This window comes from Variovorax sp. SG517 (assembly GCF_013376045.1).
Classification (GTDB): domain Bacteria; phylum Pseudomonadota; class Gammaproteobacteria; order Burkholderiales; family Burkholderiaceae_C; genus Variovorax.
This window is the reverse complement of the sequence record NZ_JABMJG010000008.1, coordinates 43,190-59,538: the sequence shown is the minus strand read 5'-3', so window position 1 is coordinate 59,538 and position 16,349 is coordinate 43,190. Positions and strand designations below refer to the sequence as shown.

The following is a 16,349-nucleotide window of genomic DNA, read 5'->3' as shown; positions in this document are numbered from 1 at the left end:
ATGGCCACGCAGCGGCCCGGTTTCCCCGTTCGCCTGACACCCACCGCCTCGGCCGCCACGCGCGGGCGCATGCCTGCCGCGCCGGTCAAGCCCGTGGTGGCGTCCACGCCCTCGATGGCCTCCGACGCCGTGCGCGCGCGCATGGTGCAGAAGCTGGCGGCGCAGGGTATTTCCGATGCCCGTGTGCTGCGCGCAATGGGCGCCGTGGAGCGGCATCGCTTCGTCGACAGCGCCCTGGTCAACCAGGCCTACGAAGACACCAGCCTGCCGATCGGCCTGGGGCAGACCATTTCCAAGCCCAACGTGGTGGCCCGCATGATCGAGCTGCTGATGGGCGCTCCCGCCCTCGTGGGAAAGCCCGAGGCCAAGCTGGGCCGGGTGCTCGAGATCGGCACGGGCTGCGGCTACCAGGCGGCCGTGCTGAATCACGTGGCGACCGAGGTCTACAGCATCGAGCGCCTGCGCGGCCTGCACGAGCGGGCCCGGGCCAATCTGAGGCATTTCCGGCTCGCGACCGTGCACCTGATATTGGGCGACGGGATGATCGGCTACGCCAAGGGCGCGCCCTATGCCGGCATCATCGCCGCGGCAGGCGGCGAGGCGGTGCCGCAGGCATGGATCGAGCAACTCGCGGTGGGTGGACGCATCGTCGCGCCGACCCATTCCGCGAAGGGTGGCCAGGCCCTCGTCGTCATCGACAAGACCCCCCGCGGACTGGAGCGGCTCATTCTTGAGGCCGTTCACTTTGTCCCCCTAAAATCCGGAATCGCTTGAAGGAATAACAAATGCAGGGTTTTGGCAATCGGAGTTGGTTCGCTGGCGTCACGTTGGCCTTTGTGCTCGTGATCGCGGGCTGTTCCACACCTCGCGGGCCGGCACCAGTCGAAGACCGCGGCACCATGACGCGCGCGCCAGGCGCGACCGTGCCCGGCGGCCCGCCCATCACTACCGACGCCAATGGCAAGCCGCTTGCCGGCATCGAGAACTATGGCAAGCCCGGCTACTACGCCGTGCGCCCCGGCGACACCATCCGCCGCATCGGCATCGAGACCGGCCAGCGCTGGCAGGATATCGTCCGCTGGAACAACCTCGACAACCCGGACCTGATCGAAGTCGGCCAGGTGCTGCGCGTGATTCCGCCCGCCGGCTCGGGAACTGCCGTTGCGGCGGCTCCCGCGGCATCGGCGCCCGGCGCTTCTTCTCCCGACGGTGCCGTCACGAAGCCGGTAACGCCGCAGCCCGTGGTGGTGCCTTCGACGTCCAGCGGCGCGACCAAGCCGCCGCCGGTCACGGCTTCGCCGGCCAGTCCCGGCAGCGGCGGTTCGGGTGACGAAGACCTCGGATGGATCTGGCCCGCGAGCGGTTCGCTGATCGCAGGCTTCGACGAGGCCAAGAACAAGGGCTACGACATCAGCGGCAAGGCGGGCGATCCCGTGCTGGCTGCCGCCGATGGCCGTGTGGTCTATGCGGGCGCGGGCCTGCGCGGCTACGGCAACCTGATCATCCTGAAGCACAACAACACCTACCTCACGGCGTATGCGCACAACCAGGCGCTGCTCGTGAAGGAAGACCAGTCGGTTCAGAAGGGCCAGAAGATCGCCGAAATGGGCAACAGCGATGCAGATCGCGTGAAGCTGCATTTCGAGATCCGCCGCCAGGGCAAGCCCGTCGATCCCTCGCGCTACCTGCCCAGCCGGTGATGCCATGGCTGCCTCCCGCTCCCGCCGCACGCTGTTGCCTGCGCGCGGGTCGGCGGACAGGGGCAGCATGTCTTCGAGCAACGGCCATCCGGAGCTTGCCGGCGAGAGTGCGCACGCTCCCGAAGAAGACGTAGACGCCGTAGACGCATCAGCGGCAGACGTTCCGCTGCCCGCGAACAACGCCGTGGGCGCCGCAGGTGAGCTGGTCGGGGGCGAAGGCGCCGATGCGCTGACCATCTACCTGCGCCAGGTCCGCCGCACCGAGCTCTTCACGCCTGCCGAGGAATACCAGACCGCATGCGCCGCACGCGCGGGCGACTTCGCCGCGCGGCAGTCGATGATCGAGCACAACCTGCGGCTGGTGGTCAACATCGCCAAGGGCTACCTGGGGCGGGGCGTGCCGCTGTCCGACCTCATCGAGGAGGGCAATCTCGGGCTGATGCACGCGATCACCAAGTTCGAGCCCGAGCGCGGCTTCCGCTTTTCCACGTATGCGACCTGGTGGATCCGCCAGTCCGTCGAGCGCGCGGTCATGACGCAGGCGCGCGCCATCCGGCTGCCGGTGCACGTGGTGCGCGAGTTGCAGCAGGTGCTGAAGGCCCGCCGCACCCTCGAGAGCGACGCCGAATTCATCGCACAGCGGCCCGACGGCGTACGCGTGGAAGACATTGCCGCGCTGCTGGGCCGCGACGTGCAGGCGGTAGCCGATCTGCTGGCCCTCTCCGAGGCCCCGCGCTCGCTGGACGCGGGCGATTCCCGGGGCGACGAGGGCTTCACGCTGGCTGACACCGTGGCGTCCGAGGACGAGCACGGCAGCCCGACCGACGTGGCGCACACGCGCGAGGTGGAGCGCCTGCTCGACCAGTGGGTGCATGCCCTCGACGCACGCGAGCGCGAAGTGCTGGAGGGCCGCTACGGCCTGCACGACCGCGAGCCCGAAACGCTGGAGGTGCTGAGCGTGCGCCTGGGGCTCACGCGGGAGCGCGTGCGGCAGATCCAGAACGAGGCGCTGGCCAAGATGCGGCGCCAGTTGGCTCGCTCCGGCGTGGGGCGCGACGCGCTGTTCTAGGGGCACCCGGCCACGCTGAGACAATCGGGGGATGACGGAATCCATCGAAGAAAAGAAAGTCCCCGCGATCCCCGCGTATCCCGGTGAAGAATGGCTGAAGGTCGAGTCCCTCGACCTCGACGCGCAGGGCGTGGCGCACAAGGCCGACGGCATGGTCGTGTTCATCGAAGGCGCGCTGCCTTTCGAGGAAGTGCGGTTCAACGTCCATCGCCGCAAGAACAACTGGGAGCAGGGCACGGTCACCACCATCCGCCGCGAATCGTCGCAGCGGGTGCGCCCGGGCTGCCCCCATTTCGGCCTGCACACGGGCGCGTGCGGCGGCTGCAAGATGCAGCACCTCGATGCGGCCGCACAGGTGGCGGTGAAGCAGCGTGCGCTGGAAGACAACCTCTGGCACCTCGGCAAGGTCAAGCCGGAGAACCTGCTGCGGCCGCTCGAAGGCCCGGCCTGGCATTACCGCTACCGTGCGCGCCTCTCGGTGCGCCACGTGGTCAAGAAGGGCACGGTGCTGATCGGCTTTCACGAGCGCAAGAGCCGCTACCTGGCCGACATGCAGGTCTGCCCGGTGCTGCCGAAGCAGGTCAGCGAAATGCTCATGCCGCTGCGCGAGCTGATCGGCTCGATGGACGCGCGCGACACCTGCCCGCAGATCGAACTGGCCTGCGGCGACGCGCCCGATTCCACGCGGCTCGGCACGATCGCCCTGGTGCTGCGCCACCTGGAACCGCTCTCGCGCGCCGACATCGACCGGCTGAAGGCATTTGCGGCCAGGAACGAAGGCGTGCAATGGTGGCTGCAGCCCAAGGGGCCGGACACCGTGAAGCTGCTGGAAGAGGGCGGCACGCCGCTGGCGTACCGGCTGCCGGAATTCGGCGTCACGATGCCGTTCAAGCCCACCGACTTCACGCAGGTCAACCCGCACATCAACCGGGCGCTGGTGGGCAAGGCGCTGCGCCTGCTCGACGTGCAGCCCGACGAGCGCGTGATCGACTGGTTCTGCGGCCTTGGCAACTTCACCTTGCCATTGGCCAGCAGGGCGCGCGAGGTGCTGGGCATCGAAGGCAGCGACACGCTGGTGACGCGTGCGACCGACAACTTCAAGAGGAATCAGCCGGCCACGTCGGCTCGCCGCGAGCTGTCGCCCGCGGCCTTCGTGGCGCGCAACCTGTTCGAGATGACGCCGGAGATGCTGGTGGCCGATGGCAGCGCCGACAAGTGGCTGGTCGACCCGCCGCGCGAAGGTGCATTCGCGCTGGCCAAAGCCATTGCCGATCTTCACCAGCAACCCGAATTGCGCGCCGACGGCTGGACGCCGCCGAAGCGCATCGTCTACGTCAGCTGCAACCCGTCGACGCTCGCGCGCGATGCGGGCCTGCTGGTGCATCAGGCGGGTTATCGCTGCACCCATGCGGGGGTGGTCAACATGTTTCCGCACACGGCGCACGTCGAGTCGATTGCGGTTTTCGAACTGGAATGAAAAAAGGGCCCTTCGGGGCCCTTTTTGTTGGTGATCGGTTCGCTCGTTCAGTCGCGCTCGCCGCCGAAGATGCCCAGCAGGGCCAGCAGGCTCTGGAACACGTTGAACAGGTCGAGGTACAGGGCCAGCGTGGCGCTGATGTAGTTGGTCTCGCCGCCGTCCATGATCTGCTTCAGGTCATAGAGCATGTAGGCCGAGAAGATGCCGATGGCGGCCACCGAGATGACCAGCATGCCGGTGGTCGAGCCGACGAACACGTTGATGATGCCGCCGACCATCAGCACCATGGCGCCGACGAACAGGAACTTGCCCATGCCCGACAGGTCGCGCTTGATGACGGTGGCCAGCGAGGCCATCACGAAGAACACGCCGGCGGTGCCGCCGAAGGCCGTCATGATGAGTTCGGAGCCGTTCTTGAAACCGAGCACCATCGCGATCAGGCGCGACAGCATCAGGCCCATGAAGAAGGTGAAACCCAGCAGCACCGGCACGCCTGCCGCGGAGTTCTTGGTCTTCTCGATGGCGAACATGAAGCCGAAGGCGCCGCCGAGGAAGACGATGAGGCCCAGGCCGCCGGTCAGCGAGCGGGTGATGCCGGTGCTGACGCCGACCCATGCGCCCAGCACGGTGGGCAGCAGGCTCAGTGCGAGCAGCCAGTAGGTGTTGCGCAGCACGCGCTGGCGTTCGGCTTGAGCCAGTGGCTGGCCGTAGCCGGAAGAGGTGTCTAGGGTGGTAACGCGGTCGTTCATGGCCGGAGCTCCTGTGGTTGCTGCAAGGATGCAGTTGGGCGCATTCTAGGGGGCCGCAAGAGGGGGTATCGAAAAGACCGTATGCGGGGTGTTCCCAAGCCCTGAAGCCGCCTTGGCGTAGCGGCTGCGGCATGGCCGTTATGCTCTTGGGTTTTCACGCAAGCAGAGCTCATCCATCATGAAGACCAAATCCTTCCTCGAACTCGCCGACGTCAAGGCCGTTGCCGCAGCAGCCGAGGCCGAAGCCCTCAAGAACAACTGGGCAGTGACCATCGCGATCTCGGACGACGCCGGCAACCTGCTGTGGCTGCAGCGCCTGGACGGCGCCGCTGCGCTCTCCTCGCACATCGCACCCGCCAAGGCACATACGGCTGCCATGGGCCGCCGCGAGAGCAAGGTCTACGAAGACATCATCAACGGCGGCCGCACGGCGTTCCTGACGGCGCCCGAAGTGCAGGGCCTGCTCGAAGGCGGCGTGCCGATCGTCAAGGACGGCCACGTGATCGGTGCCGTCGGCGTGAGCGGCGTGAAGTCGAACGAAGACGCGCAGATCGCCAAGGCCGGCATTGCGGCTCTCGGCCTCTGATTCTTTTCTTTCGCGCAATGCAAAACGCCGACTTCGAGGTCGGCGTTTTCGTTTGGGACTGCTTCAGCGTGGAAAAAAAGCTTGGCTAGTCGGAAAACCGTTGGCTAGCAAAAAACGACCCTTCGGAGATGAGTCTCCTTGAGTCGCCCCACGATGAAACTTGCGCGAAGGGCGGGCTGGGTGACTTACTTGGTCAGGATCAGCTTGCCGAGTTTGGTGGCTTGCAGCCGGTAGAGGGAGCCGTTGTGCATGATGCCCACGGTCTTGCTTCCTTTCAGGAGCTCCGTGCTTTCGAGCATTGGTACCGGACGCGTTGCCTGGATGGACGCATGGCCGCCACCCGATTGGTCGAGCGAAGGATGGTTCAGGACAGAGAAGGCATTCGGTGTGGCTGGCATCTTGAGTTCCCTTATCGAAGCGATGACTGAATGATAATGATTCGCAAGTAGAAGTCAATCGTCGTGATTAACTTTTTTTCCTTGTGACTTTTCCTTCAGGTCACTTCGCGTCAGGTTCGGTGACGAAGCCGATCTTGCGCACGCCGGCTTCCCGGGCTTCCGACATCGCCTTGGCCACGCGCTCGTAGCGAACGGCCTTGTCGCCGCGGATGTGCAATTCGGGCTGCGGTTCCTTGGCGGCTTCCGCGGCGAGGCGCCCCGGCAGCTCGCTGTCGTCGATCTTCTGCTCGTTCCAGTAGTAGGTGCCGTCGGCCGTGACGCTGAACAGGATGTTCTGCGGCTTGGGCTGTTCGGGCTCGCTCGTGGCGCGAGGAAGGTCGATGTTGACCGCGTGCTTCATCACCGGCACGGTGATGATGAAGATGATGAGCAGCACCAGCATGACGTCGACCAGCGGCGTCATGTTGATCTCGTTCATCACCTCATCGGGTTCGTCTTGTGTTCCGAAGGCCATGATGCTCAGCCCTTCTTGAGCGGAACCACGATAGCGTCACCGCTGCCGCTCTGGACGCGGGCACCCGTCACGAAGTAGGCGTGCAGGTCGTGGGCGAAGGCGTTGAGCTTGGTCAGCACGAACTTGTTGCCGCGCACCAGTGCGTTGTAGCCCAGCACCGCGGGAATGGCCACGGCCAGGCCGAGCGCCGTCATGATCAGCGCCTCGCCGATCGGGCCCGCCACCTTGTCGATGGTCGCCTGGCCGGCCGAGCCGATGCTCATGAGGGCGTGATAGATGCCCCACACGGTGCCGAAGAGGCCGATGAACGGAGCCGTCGAGCCGACCGAAGCCAGGATCGCCAGGCCGGTCTGCAGGCGGGCGGTGAAGGCGTCGATGCCGTTGCGCAGCGCGCGCGTGATCCAGTCGCTCACGTCCAGAGCATCGTGCAGGTGGGCCTTGGTGTTGCGGTGGTGGGCAGCCGCCTCGCGGCCTTCGAGGGCCAGCGCGCGGAAGGGGTTGCTGTCGTCCTTGCCCAGCTTGTTCAGGGCGGTGGCGAAGTCTTCGCTGTGCCAGAAGTCCTGCGAGTGCTTGGCCAGGCGCTTGTAGCGGATGACGTCGAGCGCCTTGACGATGATCACGATCCACGACGCGAGCGACATGCCGATCAGCAGCACCGCCACGGCCTTGGTGACGAAGTCGCCCTGATTCCAGACGTTCATCAAGCCGAATTGAGAATCCATGCGTACTACTCCAAAAAATTACTGGGAAAGATTGAACCGGATGGGCGCCTTCAGCATGTAGACCGTGGCCTCGTTGGCCCCCGGCTGCTTGAACGGCGTCACTTGGGAGGACATCAGCGCTTCGCGCGCGGCCTGGTCGAGCCGCTCGAAGCCGCTGGACTTGAAGATTTCGGCCCGCTTGGGGATGCCCGCGCTGTTGAAATACACGGCAACGACCACGACGCCGGATTCGCCCAGGCGCCTGCTCATTGCGGGAAACACCACGCGCGGCTCGCGCACGTACTGCGTCTGGCCTTCGCTGATCTCAACCAGCTTGGGCGCCGGCGGTGCGGGAGGCGGCGCCGGCGGCGGCTCGGGAGCGGGCGGCGGAATGGGGGCCGGCGGCGGCGGGGGCTCGACGCTGCCTGTCGGCGCGTTGGGCGCCGGGGTCGGCTTGGGTTCCCGGATCGCCTGCGGCCGCGGAGGAGGCGGCGACTTGACCACCTTCTTTTCCGGCGGTGGGGGCGGAGGCGGCGGGGGAGGGGCCGGCTTGGGCGGCTCCACGAGCTGGCTGATGATCTCCACGGGGATCACCACTTCAGCGGCGCGGCGCAGCAGGCCACTCTGGAGCGCCCACAGCGCAGCAGCGTGAAACAGGACGACCCCTCCGGCAATGACGACATTGCGCGAAAGGCCGAAGAGGGAAGGAGGGGGGGCGAAGCGGTCAGACACGATCAACCATTCGAATGCGGGCACCGCCAAAGGTGCCCCGATTGCAGCAAAACCGCTACGAAGACGCCACTGGCGCTACTTGCGAAAGATCCACCAGGCCGAACCAGCGACGAGGATCAGGCTGCCGCCGATTGCCGAGACGAGTTCCATGCTTTGCTTTCCTTGATGGAGTTGGCAAGCTGGATCGCTCTCGGGCCCGATTCGCAATTCAATGCGGCGACCGGGTGCGAAGCGCTGCACTGCGCGACGATATCGCGCGCGCAGCCTTCACATTGGCCACACTGGGTGGCCACGCCAAGTTCGAACTGGACTTCGTCGAAAGTCATGCCGGCCCGCACGTGACGTGCGATTTCGCGGTCGGAGACTCGGCGGCAGACACAAACGATCATGGCGGTGAAAGCTCAGTTGGCTGGCTGTTGGATGTGGATGATTATAAATAAGAATCCATCGCATTCACAATAACTATGTGTTACTGATTCATGCAACACCCGGCCCGCTGAAAAATCAGACCTCCGACCAGAGCCGCAGCAGGTTGTGGTAGTGCCCCGTCAGCGCCACGGTTTCCTCGCATTCGCCCAGGCGCGCGCGCAGCTTCTGGATGTTCTGGTCCAGCTCGAAAAGCATGCCGCGCTGCTGGTCGCTACGCACCATGCTCTGCAGCCAGAAGAACGAGCAGACCCGCGCCCCCCTTGTCACGGGCTGGACGCGGTGAAGGCTGCTCGCCGGGTAAAGAATGAGATCGCCGGCCGGCAGCTTCACTTCGTGCGAGCCGTAGGTGTCGATCACTTCCAGTTCGCCGCCCTCGTAGTCTTCCGGGTCGCAAAGAAAAAGGGTGCACGACAGGTCCGTGCGCAGCTGCTGCCCGCTGCCGGGCACGGCCCGCACCGCGCCGTCGACGTGGACGCCGTAGTGCTCGCCCCCTTCATAGCGGTTGAAAAGCGGCGGTACGAAGCGCGACGGAAGCGCGGCCGAGAAGAAGAGCGCATTCCGAGCCAGCGCGGCGAGCACGATGCCGCCCAGTTCCTTGCCGATCGGCGAATGCTCCGGCAGCTGGCGGTTGCGCTTGACCTGCGCACCCTGCGCACCGACCGTCTCGCGGCCGTCGGTCCATTGCCTGGCGTCGAGCGCGGCGCGCATTTCGCGCACCTGCTCGGGGCTCAGCACTTCGGGCACATGCAGCATCATTTTTCGGGAACTCCGCAATGAGAAAAGCCCCGGCGCGGGCCGGGGCTCGAGTGTCGCACCGCACCGGGCGAGGCCGGTGCACGCAAGGAGGCCGTCAGAATGCGAAGTTCGCGGTGATCTTGGCCGATCGGGGGATGCCCGGCGTGTAGCGGTAGCCGCTCTTGTTGATGGCCGCCACGTAGTCCTTGTTGAACAGGTTGTAGACGTTCAGCTGGATGTCGATGTTTTTGCTGATGCGATAGGACGCCATCGCGTCGAACACCCAGTACGAATCGACATAAGCCGGCGTGCCCACCGCTCCGTCGGTGCCGCGCTGCAGCTTGCCGTTGTAGCGCGCGCCGCCGCCGAGCGTGAGGCCGAACGGGAACTGGTAGGTGGTCCATAGCGTGAAGGCCTTCTTCGGTGTGTAGGCGAGGGCGGTCGAGCCGTCCGCCAGCACCGAGGGGCCGCTCAGCACGCGGGTGTTCATGGTGGTGAAGCCCGAGCTCACGCCCCAGTTGTCGGTCAGCGCCCCCGACACGCCGAGTTCCACGCCCTGCACGCGCTTCTTGCCGGTCTGGAAGTACTGTTGCGTGACCGAGTCCTGCACCACCTCGTTGCTCACGTCCGTGCGATAGAGCGCCGCAGTCAGGGCCACGCGCTTGTTCATCACGTCCCACTTGGTGCCGAGTTCGTAGGTCTTGGCCTTTTGCGGCAGGAAGTCGGTGCGTCCGGTGCTGTTGCCGGTGCCGCCGGCGGCCAGCTGGAAGTTGGCGCCGCCCGGCGGTTGCGCCGCGGTGCCGTAGGCCGCGTAGACGCTGCTGTTCTCGGTCGGCTTGTAGACCAGGCCGATCTTGCCGGAGAGCAGGTTGTCCGACAGCTTCAGGCTGGTCGGCGTGATGGTCGCGGTCTGCGGGCCGTTGCCGCTGCGCGCCAGCGTCAGGGCGGTGGCGTTGTAGGTGGTCGAGTAGTGGTCGTAGCGCAGGCCGGCGGTCAGCTGCCATTGCTCGTTGAACTTCAGCGTATCGAAGGCGTACAGGCCGATGGTGTCGGTGCTGCCCTCCGAGCCGGTGCCGTTGGCGATGCGGTTGTAGCCGCTCACGTAGGGGTTCGGGTTGTAGAGGTTGGCGGCGGGCCACGAGCCGGCAGCGGCCAGCGTGGTGCCCACGCTCGCAAAGCCTGGTGCGTAGAAGTTGTTGGCGGTCTGCTTCTCGCGGATGAATTCGAGGCCGCCGTTGAACGAGTGGCTGATGCTGCCCGTGTTGAACTTGGCCGACACGCTCGTCTGGTTGGTGAAGATCGTGTTTTCCTGGTCCTTGTTGGTGGGCAGGTTGCGCGTGATCGTCCAGCTTGCCGGGATCGTCGGGATCACCGTGTTCAGGAAGCCCGAGTTCGCCGCGGGCAGGGTGCCGGCGCCGTTCGTCGACGTCAGGCCGCCGCCCATGAAGGACGTCAGCATGTAGTCCTGCGAGGTCTTGCCGTAGCGCGTGGTGTTGCGGATGGTGATGTCGGGCGTGAGGTCGTGCTCGATGCGCGCGGTGAACATGTCGGCCGTGACGTTGTCGAAGTCCGAGCTGGTGCCGTAGAAGTTGCTCGAATCGACGCGCGGCGCGTAATTCAGGTAGGTGCGGCGGGCCAGGCCGCGGTTGATCGCGGTGGCGTCGGGCGTGGTGTAGCCCGGAAGGCCGATGGTGGGCACGCCGCCGTCGGGGACGTTGTTCTGCTTGACGTGCAGGTAGTCGAGGAAGATGCGCGTCGGGCTGTTCAGGCCGAGGGCGAGAGAAGGCGCGATCGCCCAGCGCTTGTTCTTGACGAAGTCGCGGCCCGCCACGCCGCCGTCTTCGCTCACCGCGTTCAGGCGGAAGGCCGCGCCGATGCCGTTGGCACCGCTGAGCGACTTGTTCCAGTCGACACTGCCGCGCTTGAAGTCGGCGCTGCCGAAGCTCAGGGAGCCCAGGAAGCTGTCCTCGAGCTTGGGCTTCTTGGTGACGAGGTTGATGTAGCCGGTGGGCGAGGTGCGGCCTACGTCGGTGCCCGAGGGACCCTTCACGACTTCAACCTGTTCGATGTTGAATATGTCGCGCGAGACCGAGCCCAGGTCGCGGATGCCGTCGACGAAGATGGCGCTGGAGCTGTCGAAGCCGCGCATGAAGACGGCGTCGCCGGTGTTGGTGTTGCCGTTCTCCCCGAGGAAGAAGGTGCCCACGCCGGGCGTGTTGCGCAGCGCCTCGGTCAGCGTGGTCGCGCCCTGGTCGCGAATGATCTGTTCCTTGATGACCTGGATGGTCTGGGGCGTGTTCACGAGCGGGGCCGTGAACTTGGGGTTCGACGAGTTGTCGGTCTTGTAGTCGGCGGTGGCGGTGTCCTGCACGCGGACTTCGGGAAGGGCGCCTCCCGATTGGGCCAGGGCGCCGGGTGCCGCAATGGCCAGCAGCGTGGCGGCGGCAGCGCCCGAGAGGTGAGGAACGGCGCGCGCAACGGTGTGTTTGCGGCTCTTGATGTAGGCCATGAAGTTTTCTCCGAAAGGGGCGGGCGGCAGGACTCGACTGGCGATGTCCGGGCGGCCTGCATTCCTGGGTCGGAGAAACGAGGGGGACTGGCTGGGTGAGTCGATTCGCGAGGTGTCGCAAATCGCTGCGAATGATATTGGTTCTCAATATCAAAATTAACAATTGAGTCGAATTAATTAACGAACGTGGCAGGCGCGTTGCTGTTGTGCAACGAAAGCTCGCAGGGCTGCCGAGCCTCAGTACACGTCGCGCCGGTAGCGGCGGCTCGTCGCCAGCTCGCTGAACAACGCCTCGCCGGCGATCTGGCGCAATGCCGCGTCCACGCCCGAGGCCATGCCTTGCAGGCTCCCGCAGACGTAGATGGCCGCGCCGTCGTGCAGCCAGCGCAGCAGAGTGTCGGCCGACTGCAGCAGCCGGTGCTGGACGTAGAAGCGCTCGGCCTGGTCGCGCGAGAAGACCATGTCGAGCCGCTTGAGCACGCCATCGGCCCGCCATGCTTCGAGTTCTTCGCGATAGAGGAAGTCGTGGGCCGCCTGGCGCTCGCCGAACACCAGCCAGTTGTCGTGCCTGCCCATGGCCGCGCGCGCCCGAAGATGCGCGCGCAGGCCCGCGATGCCGGTTCCGTTGCCCACGAGGATCAGCGGCCGCGTCTCGTTGCCGTCCAGCCGGAAGCCCCGGTGCGGCCGCACGCGCAAGGCCACCGTGTCGCCGATGCTGAGCGTGGACGTGAGCAGGCCCGATGCGGCACCGAGCGTGCCGTCCGGGTGCTGTTCCTGCCGCACCAGCAGCTGCAGTTCGCCGTCGGCATGCACCGAGGCGATGGAGTAGTCGCGCGGCCGCTTCGGATCGCTCGCCACGGCCACCTGCGCAAGGTCGCCCGGGGCCCAGGGCGGCATGGGGCCCGACTGCGGTACGAGCCCGAGGTGGAAGACCGGCCCGCCCGCGCTGCCCGGATTGAGGCGCTCGCGCGCAACGAGCCGCCATTGGGCGAAGCTGGCAGGGGCCGCATCGCCAGTGCCGCCCTCCGGCACTGCGCCCCATTGCGCTTGCCAGGCCGCCAGCGCGGCCGGGTCGCTGTTGTCGACCTCGATGCGATCGAATTCGCGCGTGGCGCCTGCGGCCTGCAGCCACTCGTCGAGCGCGCGGCCGAAGCCGCAGAAGTTGGCGTACTGCCGGTCGCCCAGGGCCAGCACCGAGTAGCCCAGCGAAGGCAGCGCGGGTGGCGAATTCGCCGTCATCGTTCGCTCGACGAACATGCTGGCGCCGTCGGGTGCATCGCCTTCGCCATACGTGCTGGCGATGAACAGCGCGCGGCGCGCGGCGGCCAGCGCAGGGGCGTCCAGCGCGTTCAGTTCCATCACGCGCGCCGGGATGCCCGCGGCGCCCAGCTGCCGGGCGGTCTGCCACGCGATGGCTTCGGCCTGGCCGGTCTGGCTGGCGAACAGCACGAGCACCGGGGGCTCGTCGCTGTCATCTGAAAGCGCTGCGGCATCGCGCGCGGCCGCAGCTTTTCGCCTGTGCTCGCGCAGGTAGATCGACGCGCAGAGTGCCGCGTACGCAGCAAGGGTGGAGCCCGCGCCCAGGGCGCGCCAGCCGAAGTCGTTCATGTGCCGGCCGGCGCGGGCCAGGCGGGCGTGGCCTTTGCGGCGGGCGAAGGAACGCCATGGCTCACGAACAGCGCGGCAACGCCGTGCTGCAGCGCGAAGTCGAATCCTTCATCTGGCCCCAGCACCGTCAGCACGGTGGCGAGCGCGTCGGCCTGCATGCATTCGGCGTGCAGCACGGTGACGCTGGCGAGAGCATGCGCGACCGGCTCGCCCGTCCGGGGATCGATGGTGTGCGACCAGCGGCGCCCCTCATGCGAACGCTGGTGCCACCGGTCGCCCGAGGTGGCGATGGCCATGTCGGCCAGCGCCACGCGCCTGGCCCCGGCCGGATCGCCGTCGACGAGCACCTGCCAGGGTTGCCCGCCAGGCCGCTTGCCGATGCCTCGCAGCTCGCCGCCGATTTCGAGAAGCGCGTCCGTGATGCCCAGCGCGCGCAAGGCCTCGATGCCGTGATCGACCGCGAAGCCCTTGGCAATGCCCGAGAGATCGAGTGCGGCGCCTCCGGGCTGCAGCAGCGAGCCATCGGCGTCATCGAAGGCCAGCCGCGACCAGCCGACGCGCTTTCGAGCCTCGGCCAGGGCATCCGCGGCGGGCAGGGTGTTTTCGGCGCCGGCTTCAGGACCGAAGCCCCAGCAGGCGACCAGCGGGCCGACGGTCGGATCGATCGCGCCGCCGCTGGCCGTCGCCCATCGGGACGCGCATCGCATCACGGTGGCGAGCTCCGCCGGCAGGATGTGGCGCGATCCGGGCTCGGCGCGGTTGATCCGGCTGATGTCCGAATCGGGCTCCCAGTGGCTCATCTGCGCGATCACGCGGTCGAGCGCCGATTCGACGGCCAGGCGCACTTCCGGCAGTGGCAGCATGCGCGGGTTGTCGAAGCGCAGCGACCAGGTGGTGCCCATGGTCTGGCCGCCCAGCTGCTGCAGCGTCGCGGGATCGGCAGGGCGGGGGACGGCCGCGTTGGCGTAGCCGCCAGCGCGCCAGGTGCTGAACGAAAGGCCCAAGGAGGTGGTCCGCTCTGCTGCGGCCTCAGGGCATCACTTCGAGAGTGGCCGCGTAGCTCAGGCGACGTTCCTTGGCCTGCGGCACCGTGGTCTTGTCGTCCTTGGTGTTCGCGTCGAGCCAGTACATGCCGGCGGCCGGCCAGGTCACGCTGAACTGGCCCTTGTCGTCGGTCTTGAGCTTGATTTCCTCGAGCTTGTCGCGGTACTGCGTGTTGCCCGCCGTCACCGTCACTTCCAGTCCCTTGGCGGGCTGGCCGTCGAGGTTCAGCGTGAAGGTGGCCTTCTCGCCCTTGACCAGGTCGGTCGGGCTGCCGGTGGCGATCAGCTCCAGGCCCTGGCCGACCGGCTTGAGCGCGGAAGGCTTGCCGACGGTCACGAAGGTCTCGATGCGGCCGGACGACTGCGTGACCGTCACGTCCTGCGCGTCGGCCGGAATCTCCTTGCCGATGGTCTCGGCCGTGCCGCGTGCGCGCCTGGTCTGGCCCGTGGCCTTGTCCTTCCAGCTCGCGAAGGCGCCGGCGTTGATCACGGCGATGCGGTAGGTGCCGGCCTGCGCCACGCTCACGTCGAACACGTTGCGCAGCTTGAGCTTGGCCTCCGTCTCGGGCTTGACGGTGCTGCCGTCGGGCGCGGTGATCTGCAGGCCGTCCAGGCGCAGCGGCGCGTGGTTGGCAACGAACAGGTCGTTGGACACGGCGGCGTCGACCGTCACGGTGTCGGCCTTGGAGAACACGGTGGAGGAGGGCAGCAGCCAGGCGTTGTGTGCCTGGGCGAGCGACGCGGCGGCCGACAGGGCAATTGCGAGGGAAGCGAGGCGCAGGTTGAAGCGGGTCATGGCGGGTCCTTTCTGATGGGCGGGCTGCGGTGCAGGAGACTTGTTCAGGGCTTGAGTTCGAGCCTGATCTCGCCGAGCTCTTCCTTGCCCGTCGCGGTCGGCTGCGCTGCCGCCGTCGGTGGCCACTGGAAGGGGATGCTCACGACCTCGCGGCCTCCGACTTCGCGTGCGGCCTCGACCACGAGCTTGTAGGCGCCCGGCGCGAGCTTGGGCATCGGCGCCGTGCCTTCGGTGAAGCTCAGCTGGTGCTTGCCGGCAGGCCTGGTCGCGCCCGTCACGCCGTCGACCGGCACCGAGAGTTCGCGGCCGCCGCGGCGCCACCACTGGCGCATGTCCTTCAGCCACTTCGTGCCTTCGCCCTCGGGGTTGTTGGTCTTGGTACGCACGTCGTACCAGACGGCCAGCGTGCCGGCGACGGTGTTGTCGGCGCGCTCGATCCAGGTCGCCACGTAGGGGCGGTGGTACTCGGAGACGTTCAGCCGGGGAATCTCGATGTTGACGGCCAGCCCCGACGCGAAGGCCGGAGCCGCGAACAGCGCCGACATGGCCAGCGGCGCGAGTGAGTAGCGAACGTGCACGGGAAACCTCTTTCCTGGATCTGGATGAATTGATGAACGAATTCAGTGAATGAACAGCAGCGAGAGCAGCACCGGCACGACCAGCCCCATGCCGACCATCGGCCAGGTGAAAGGCCGGTTGCCCGCATGCATCTTGAGAATGAAGAGGCCCGTGATCGAGAAGACCAGGGCGGCGCCCGCGAAGATGTCGATGAACCAGCTCCACGCGGCGCCCGTGTTGCGGCCCTTGTGGAGGTCGTTGAGGTAGGAGAGCCAGCCGCGGTCGGTGCGCTCGTATTCGATCTCGCCGCCGGCCAGGCTCAGGCGCAGCCAAGCGTCGCCGCCGGGACGCGGCAGCGACAGGTAGATCTCGTCGTCGGACCACTCGGCCCCACGGCCGGCGGTGCTGATGTCCCAGTGCTTCTGCACCCAGGCCTGGAGTTCGGGGGGAAGAGGGGCCTTGCCCTTGAGAGCCTTGGCGGCAGGCAGCTGCTTCTCGAGCTGCGCGCGCATGGTCTCGTCGATCGTGCCGGTCAGCCTGGTGACGACCGGCCTGGCCTCGATCTGGCTGGCGTGATTGAGGGTGAATCCCGTGACGCTGAACAGGATCATGCCGATGAGGCAGATCGCCGAACTCACCCAGTGCCATTCGTGCAGGGTCTTGAGCCAGTAGGCACGGCGGCGGTTGTCGGGGCGGGCGGCGGCAGTCATCGAAGGCGCGGATTTTATCCGTGCGAATGAGAATG

18 protein-coding genes are annotated in these 16,349 nt (G+C 66.8%); 5 read left to right on the top strand and 13 right to left on the bottom strand.

Annotated elements, in window-relative coordinates:
• The 4 genes from FHT32_RS23425 to rlmD are packed head-to-tail and all read left to right on the top strand — an operon-like array spanning position 1 to position 4,246.
• Entirely contained in the window at positions 1 to 774 is a 774-nt protein-coding gene (locus FHT32_RS23425; protein WP_176667009.1) for a protein-L-isoaspartate(D-aspartate) O-methyltransferase, read from the top strand.
• A gap of 11 nt (positions 775 to 785) precedes the next feature.
• Positions 786 to 1,700, top strand: a complete 915-nt coding sequence (locus FHT32_RS23420) for a peptidoglycan DD-metalloendopeptidase family protein (protein ID WP_176667008.1) — start codon at positions 786 to 788, stop codon at positions 1,698 to 1,700.
• Between the two features lie 4 nt (positions 1,701 to 1,704).
• Positions 1,705 to 2,769, top strand: coding sequence for a sigma-70 family RNA polymerase sigma factor (locus FHT32_RS23415; RefSeq protein ID WP_176667007.1), 1,065 nt, complete (start codon positions 1,705 to 1,707; stop codon positions 2,767 to 2,769).
• A 31-nt stretch (positions 2,770 to 2,800) separates the two neighbouring features.
• Positions 2,801 to 4,246 (top strand): 23S rRNA (uracil(1939)-C(5))-methyltransferase RlmD, encoded by a 1,446-nt coding sequence (gene rlmD / locus FHT32_RS23410; RefSeq protein ID WP_176667006.1) that lies wholly within the window; start codon positions 2,801 to 2,803, stop codon positions 4,244 to 4,246.
• A gap of 47 nt (positions 4,247 to 4,293) precedes the next feature.
• Here the strand turns inward: rlmD and FHT32_RS23405 are convergent, their stop codons facing one another.
• Positions 4,294 to 4,995: a Bax inhibitor-1/YccA family protein gene (locus FHT32_RS23405; RefSeq protein ID WP_176667005.1), complete on the bottom strand. Its 702-nt coding sequence runs from the start codon at positions 4,993 to 4,995 to the stop codon at positions 4,294 to 4,296.
• Positions 4,996 to 5,173: 178 nt separating this feature from the next.
• On the opposite strand from FHT32_RS23405, the gene FHT32_RS23400 reads away from it, so the two are divergent.
• Positions 5,174 to 5,581, top strand: a complete 408-nt coding sequence (locus FHT32_RS23400; protein WP_007830736.1) for a heme-binding protein — start codon at positions 5,174 to 5,176, stop codon at positions 5,579 to 5,581.
• Between the two features lie 185 nt (positions 5,582 to 5,766).
• Here FHT32_RS23400 and hemP read toward each other — a convergent pair whose 3' ends face one another.
• The 12 genes from hemP to FHT32_RS23340 form a co-directional block, all read right to left on the bottom strand.
• Positions 5,767 to 5,979: a hemin uptake protein HemP gene (hemP, locus tag FHT32_RS23395; RefSeq protein ID WP_019655899.1), complete on the bottom strand. Its 213-nt coding sequence runs from the start codon at positions 5,977 to 5,979 to the stop codon at positions 5,767 to 5,769.
• Between the two features lie 100 nt (positions 5,980 to 6,079).
• Positions 6,080 to 6,493, bottom strand: a complete 414-nt coding sequence (locus FHT32_RS23390; protein ID WP_176667004.1) for a biopolymer transporter ExbD — start codon at positions 6,491 to 6,493, stop codon at positions 6,080 to 6,082.
• A 5-nt stretch (positions 6,494 to 6,498) separates the two neighbouring features.
• On the bottom strand, positions 6,499 to 7,215 hold the full coding sequence (locus tag FHT32_RS23385; protein WP_176667003.1) for a MotA/TolQ/ExbB proton channel family protein: 717 nt from the start codon (positions 7,213 to 7,215) through the stop codon (positions 6,499 to 6,501).
• An 18-nt stretch (positions 7,216 to 7,233) separates the two neighbouring features.
• Positions 7,234 to 7,926, bottom strand: a complete 693-nt coding sequence (locus tag FHT32_RS23380; RefSeq protein WP_371132242.1) for an energy transducer TonB — start codon at positions 7,924 to 7,926, stop codon at positions 7,234 to 7,236.
• A gap of 116 nt (positions 7,927 to 8,042) precedes the next feature.
• Positions 8,043 to 8,315: a bacterioferritin-associated ferredoxin gene (locus FHT32_RS23375; protein ID WP_176667000.1), complete on the bottom strand. Its 273-nt coding sequence runs from the start codon at positions 8,313 to 8,315 to the stop codon at positions 8,043 to 8,045.
• 115 nt (positions 8,316 to 8,430) lie between these two features.
• Positions 8,431 to 9,111, bottom strand: coding sequence for a Fe2+-dependent dioxygenase (locus tag FHT32_RS23370; protein WP_176666999.1), 681 nt, complete (start codon positions 9,109 to 9,111; stop codon positions 8,431 to 8,433).
• 94 nt (positions 9,112 to 9,205) lie between these two features.
• The gene (locus FHT32_RS23365; RefSeq protein WP_176666997.1) at positions 9,206 to 11,599 is read right to left on the bottom strand and encodes a catecholate siderophore receptor Fiu; all 2,394 of its coding nucleotides are present in this window, start codon (positions 11,597 to 11,599) and stop codon (positions 9,206 to 9,208) included.
• 237 nt (positions 11,600 to 11,836) lie between these two features.
• Positions 11,837 to 13,207 (bottom strand): sulfite reductase subunit alpha, encoded by a 1,371-nt coding sequence (locus FHT32_RS23360; RefSeq protein WP_176666995.1) that lies wholly within the window; start codon positions 13,205 to 13,207, stop codon positions 11,837 to 11,839.
• The gene (locus FHT32_RS23355) at positions 13,204 to 14,211 is read right to left on the bottom strand and encodes an FAD:protein FMN transferase (RefSeq protein WP_176666994.1); all 1,008 of its coding nucleotides are present in this window, start codon (positions 14,209 to 14,211) and stop codon (positions 13,204 to 13,206) included. The genes FHT32_RS23360 and FHT32_RS23355 overlap by 4 nt, the downstream gene beginning before the upstream one ends.
• 25 nt (positions 14,212 to 14,236) lie before the next feature.
• Positions 14,237 to 15,046, bottom strand: coding sequence for a DUF4198 domain-containing protein (locus FHT32_RS23350; protein WP_218088387.1), 810 nt, complete (start codon positions 15,044 to 15,046; stop codon positions 14,237 to 14,239).
• 44 nt (positions 15,047 to 15,090) lie between these two features.
• Positions 15,091 to 15,591, bottom strand: coding sequence for a DUF2271 domain-containing protein (locus FHT32_RS23345; RefSeq protein ID WP_218088394.1), 501 nt, complete (start codon positions 15,589 to 15,591; stop codon positions 15,091 to 15,093).
• A 75-nt stretch (positions 15,592 to 15,666) separates the two neighbouring features.
• Entirely contained in the window at positions 15,667 to 16,314 is a 648-nt protein-coding gene (locus FHT32_RS23340; protein ID WP_176666992.1) for a PepSY-associated TM helix domain-containing protein, read from the bottom strand.
• Between the last annotated feature and the right edge of the window lie 35 nt (positions 16,315 to 16,349).

What these genes read in the sequence shown, in the direction of transcription:
- FHT32_RS23345 (WP_218088394.1), bottom strand. Translation starts at nt 15,591, where the DNA reads ATGTCGGCGCTGTTCGCGGCTCCGGCCTTCGCGTCGGGGCTGGCCGTC.
- FHT32_RS23340 (WP_176666992.1), bottom strand. Translation starts at nt 16,314, where the DNA reads ATGACTGCCGCCGCCCGCCCCGACAACCGCCGCCGTGCCTACTGGCTC.
- FHT32_RS23365 (WP_176666997.1), bottom strand. Translation starts at nt 11,599, where the DNA reads ATGGCCTACATCAAGAGCCGCAAACACACCGTTGCGCGCGCCGTTCCT.
- rlmD (WP_176667006.1), top strand. Translation starts at nt 2,801, where the DNA reads ATGACGGAATCCATCGAAGAAAAGAAAGTCCCCGCGATCCCCGCGTAT.
- FHT32_RS23390 (WP_176667004.1), bottom strand. Translation starts at nt 6,493, where the DNA reads ATGGCCTTCGGAACACAAGACGAACCCGATGAGGTGATGAACGAGATC.
- FHT32_RS23360 (WP_176666995.1), bottom strand. Translation starts at nt 13,207, where the DNA reads ATGAACGACTTCGGCTGGCGCGCCCTGGGCGCGGGCTCCACCCTTGCT.
- FHT32_RS23385 (WP_176667003.1), bottom strand. Translation starts at nt 7,215, where the DNA reads ATGGATTCTCAATTCGGCTTGATGAACGTCTGGAATCAGGGCGACTTC.
- FHT32_RS23415 (WP_176667007.1), top strand. Translation starts at nt 1,705, where the DNA reads ATGGCTGCCTCCCGCTCCCGCCGCACGCTGTTGCCTGCGCGCGGGTCG.
- FHT32_RS23425 (WP_176667009.1), top strand. Translation starts at nt 1, where the DNA reads ATGGCCACGCAGCGGCCCGGTTTCCCCGTTCGCCTGACACCCACCGCC.
- hemP (WP_019655899.1), bottom strand. Translation starts at nt 5,979, where the DNA reads ATGCCAGCCACACCGAATGCCTTCTCTGTCCTGAACCATCCTTCGCTC.
- FHT32_RS23400 (WP_007830736.1), top strand. Translation starts at nt 5,174, where the DNA reads ATGAAGACCAAATCCTTCCTCGAACTCGCCGACGTCAAGGCCGTTGCC.
- FHT32_RS23375 (WP_176667000.1), bottom strand. Translation starts at nt 8,315, where the DNA reads ATGATCGTTTGTGTCTGCCGCCGAGTCTCCGACCGCGAAATCGCACGT.
- FHT32_RS23350 (WP_218088387.1), bottom strand. Translation starts at nt 15,046, where the DNA reads ATGACCCGCTTCAACCTGCGCCTCGCTTCCCTCGCAATTGCCCTGTCG.
- FHT32_RS23420 (WP_176667008.1), top strand. Translation starts at nt 786, where the DNA reads ATGCAGGGTTTTGGCAATCGGAGTTGGTTCGCTGGCGTCACGTTGGCC.
- FHT32_RS23405 (WP_176667005.1), bottom strand. Translation starts at nt 4,995, where the DNA reads ATGAACGACCGCGTTACCACCCTAGACACCTCTTCCGGCTACGGCCAG.
- FHT32_RS23370 (WP_176666999.1), bottom strand. Translation starts at nt 9,111, where the DNA reads ATGATGCTGCATGTGCCCGAAGTGCTGAGCCCCGAGCAGGTGCGCGAA.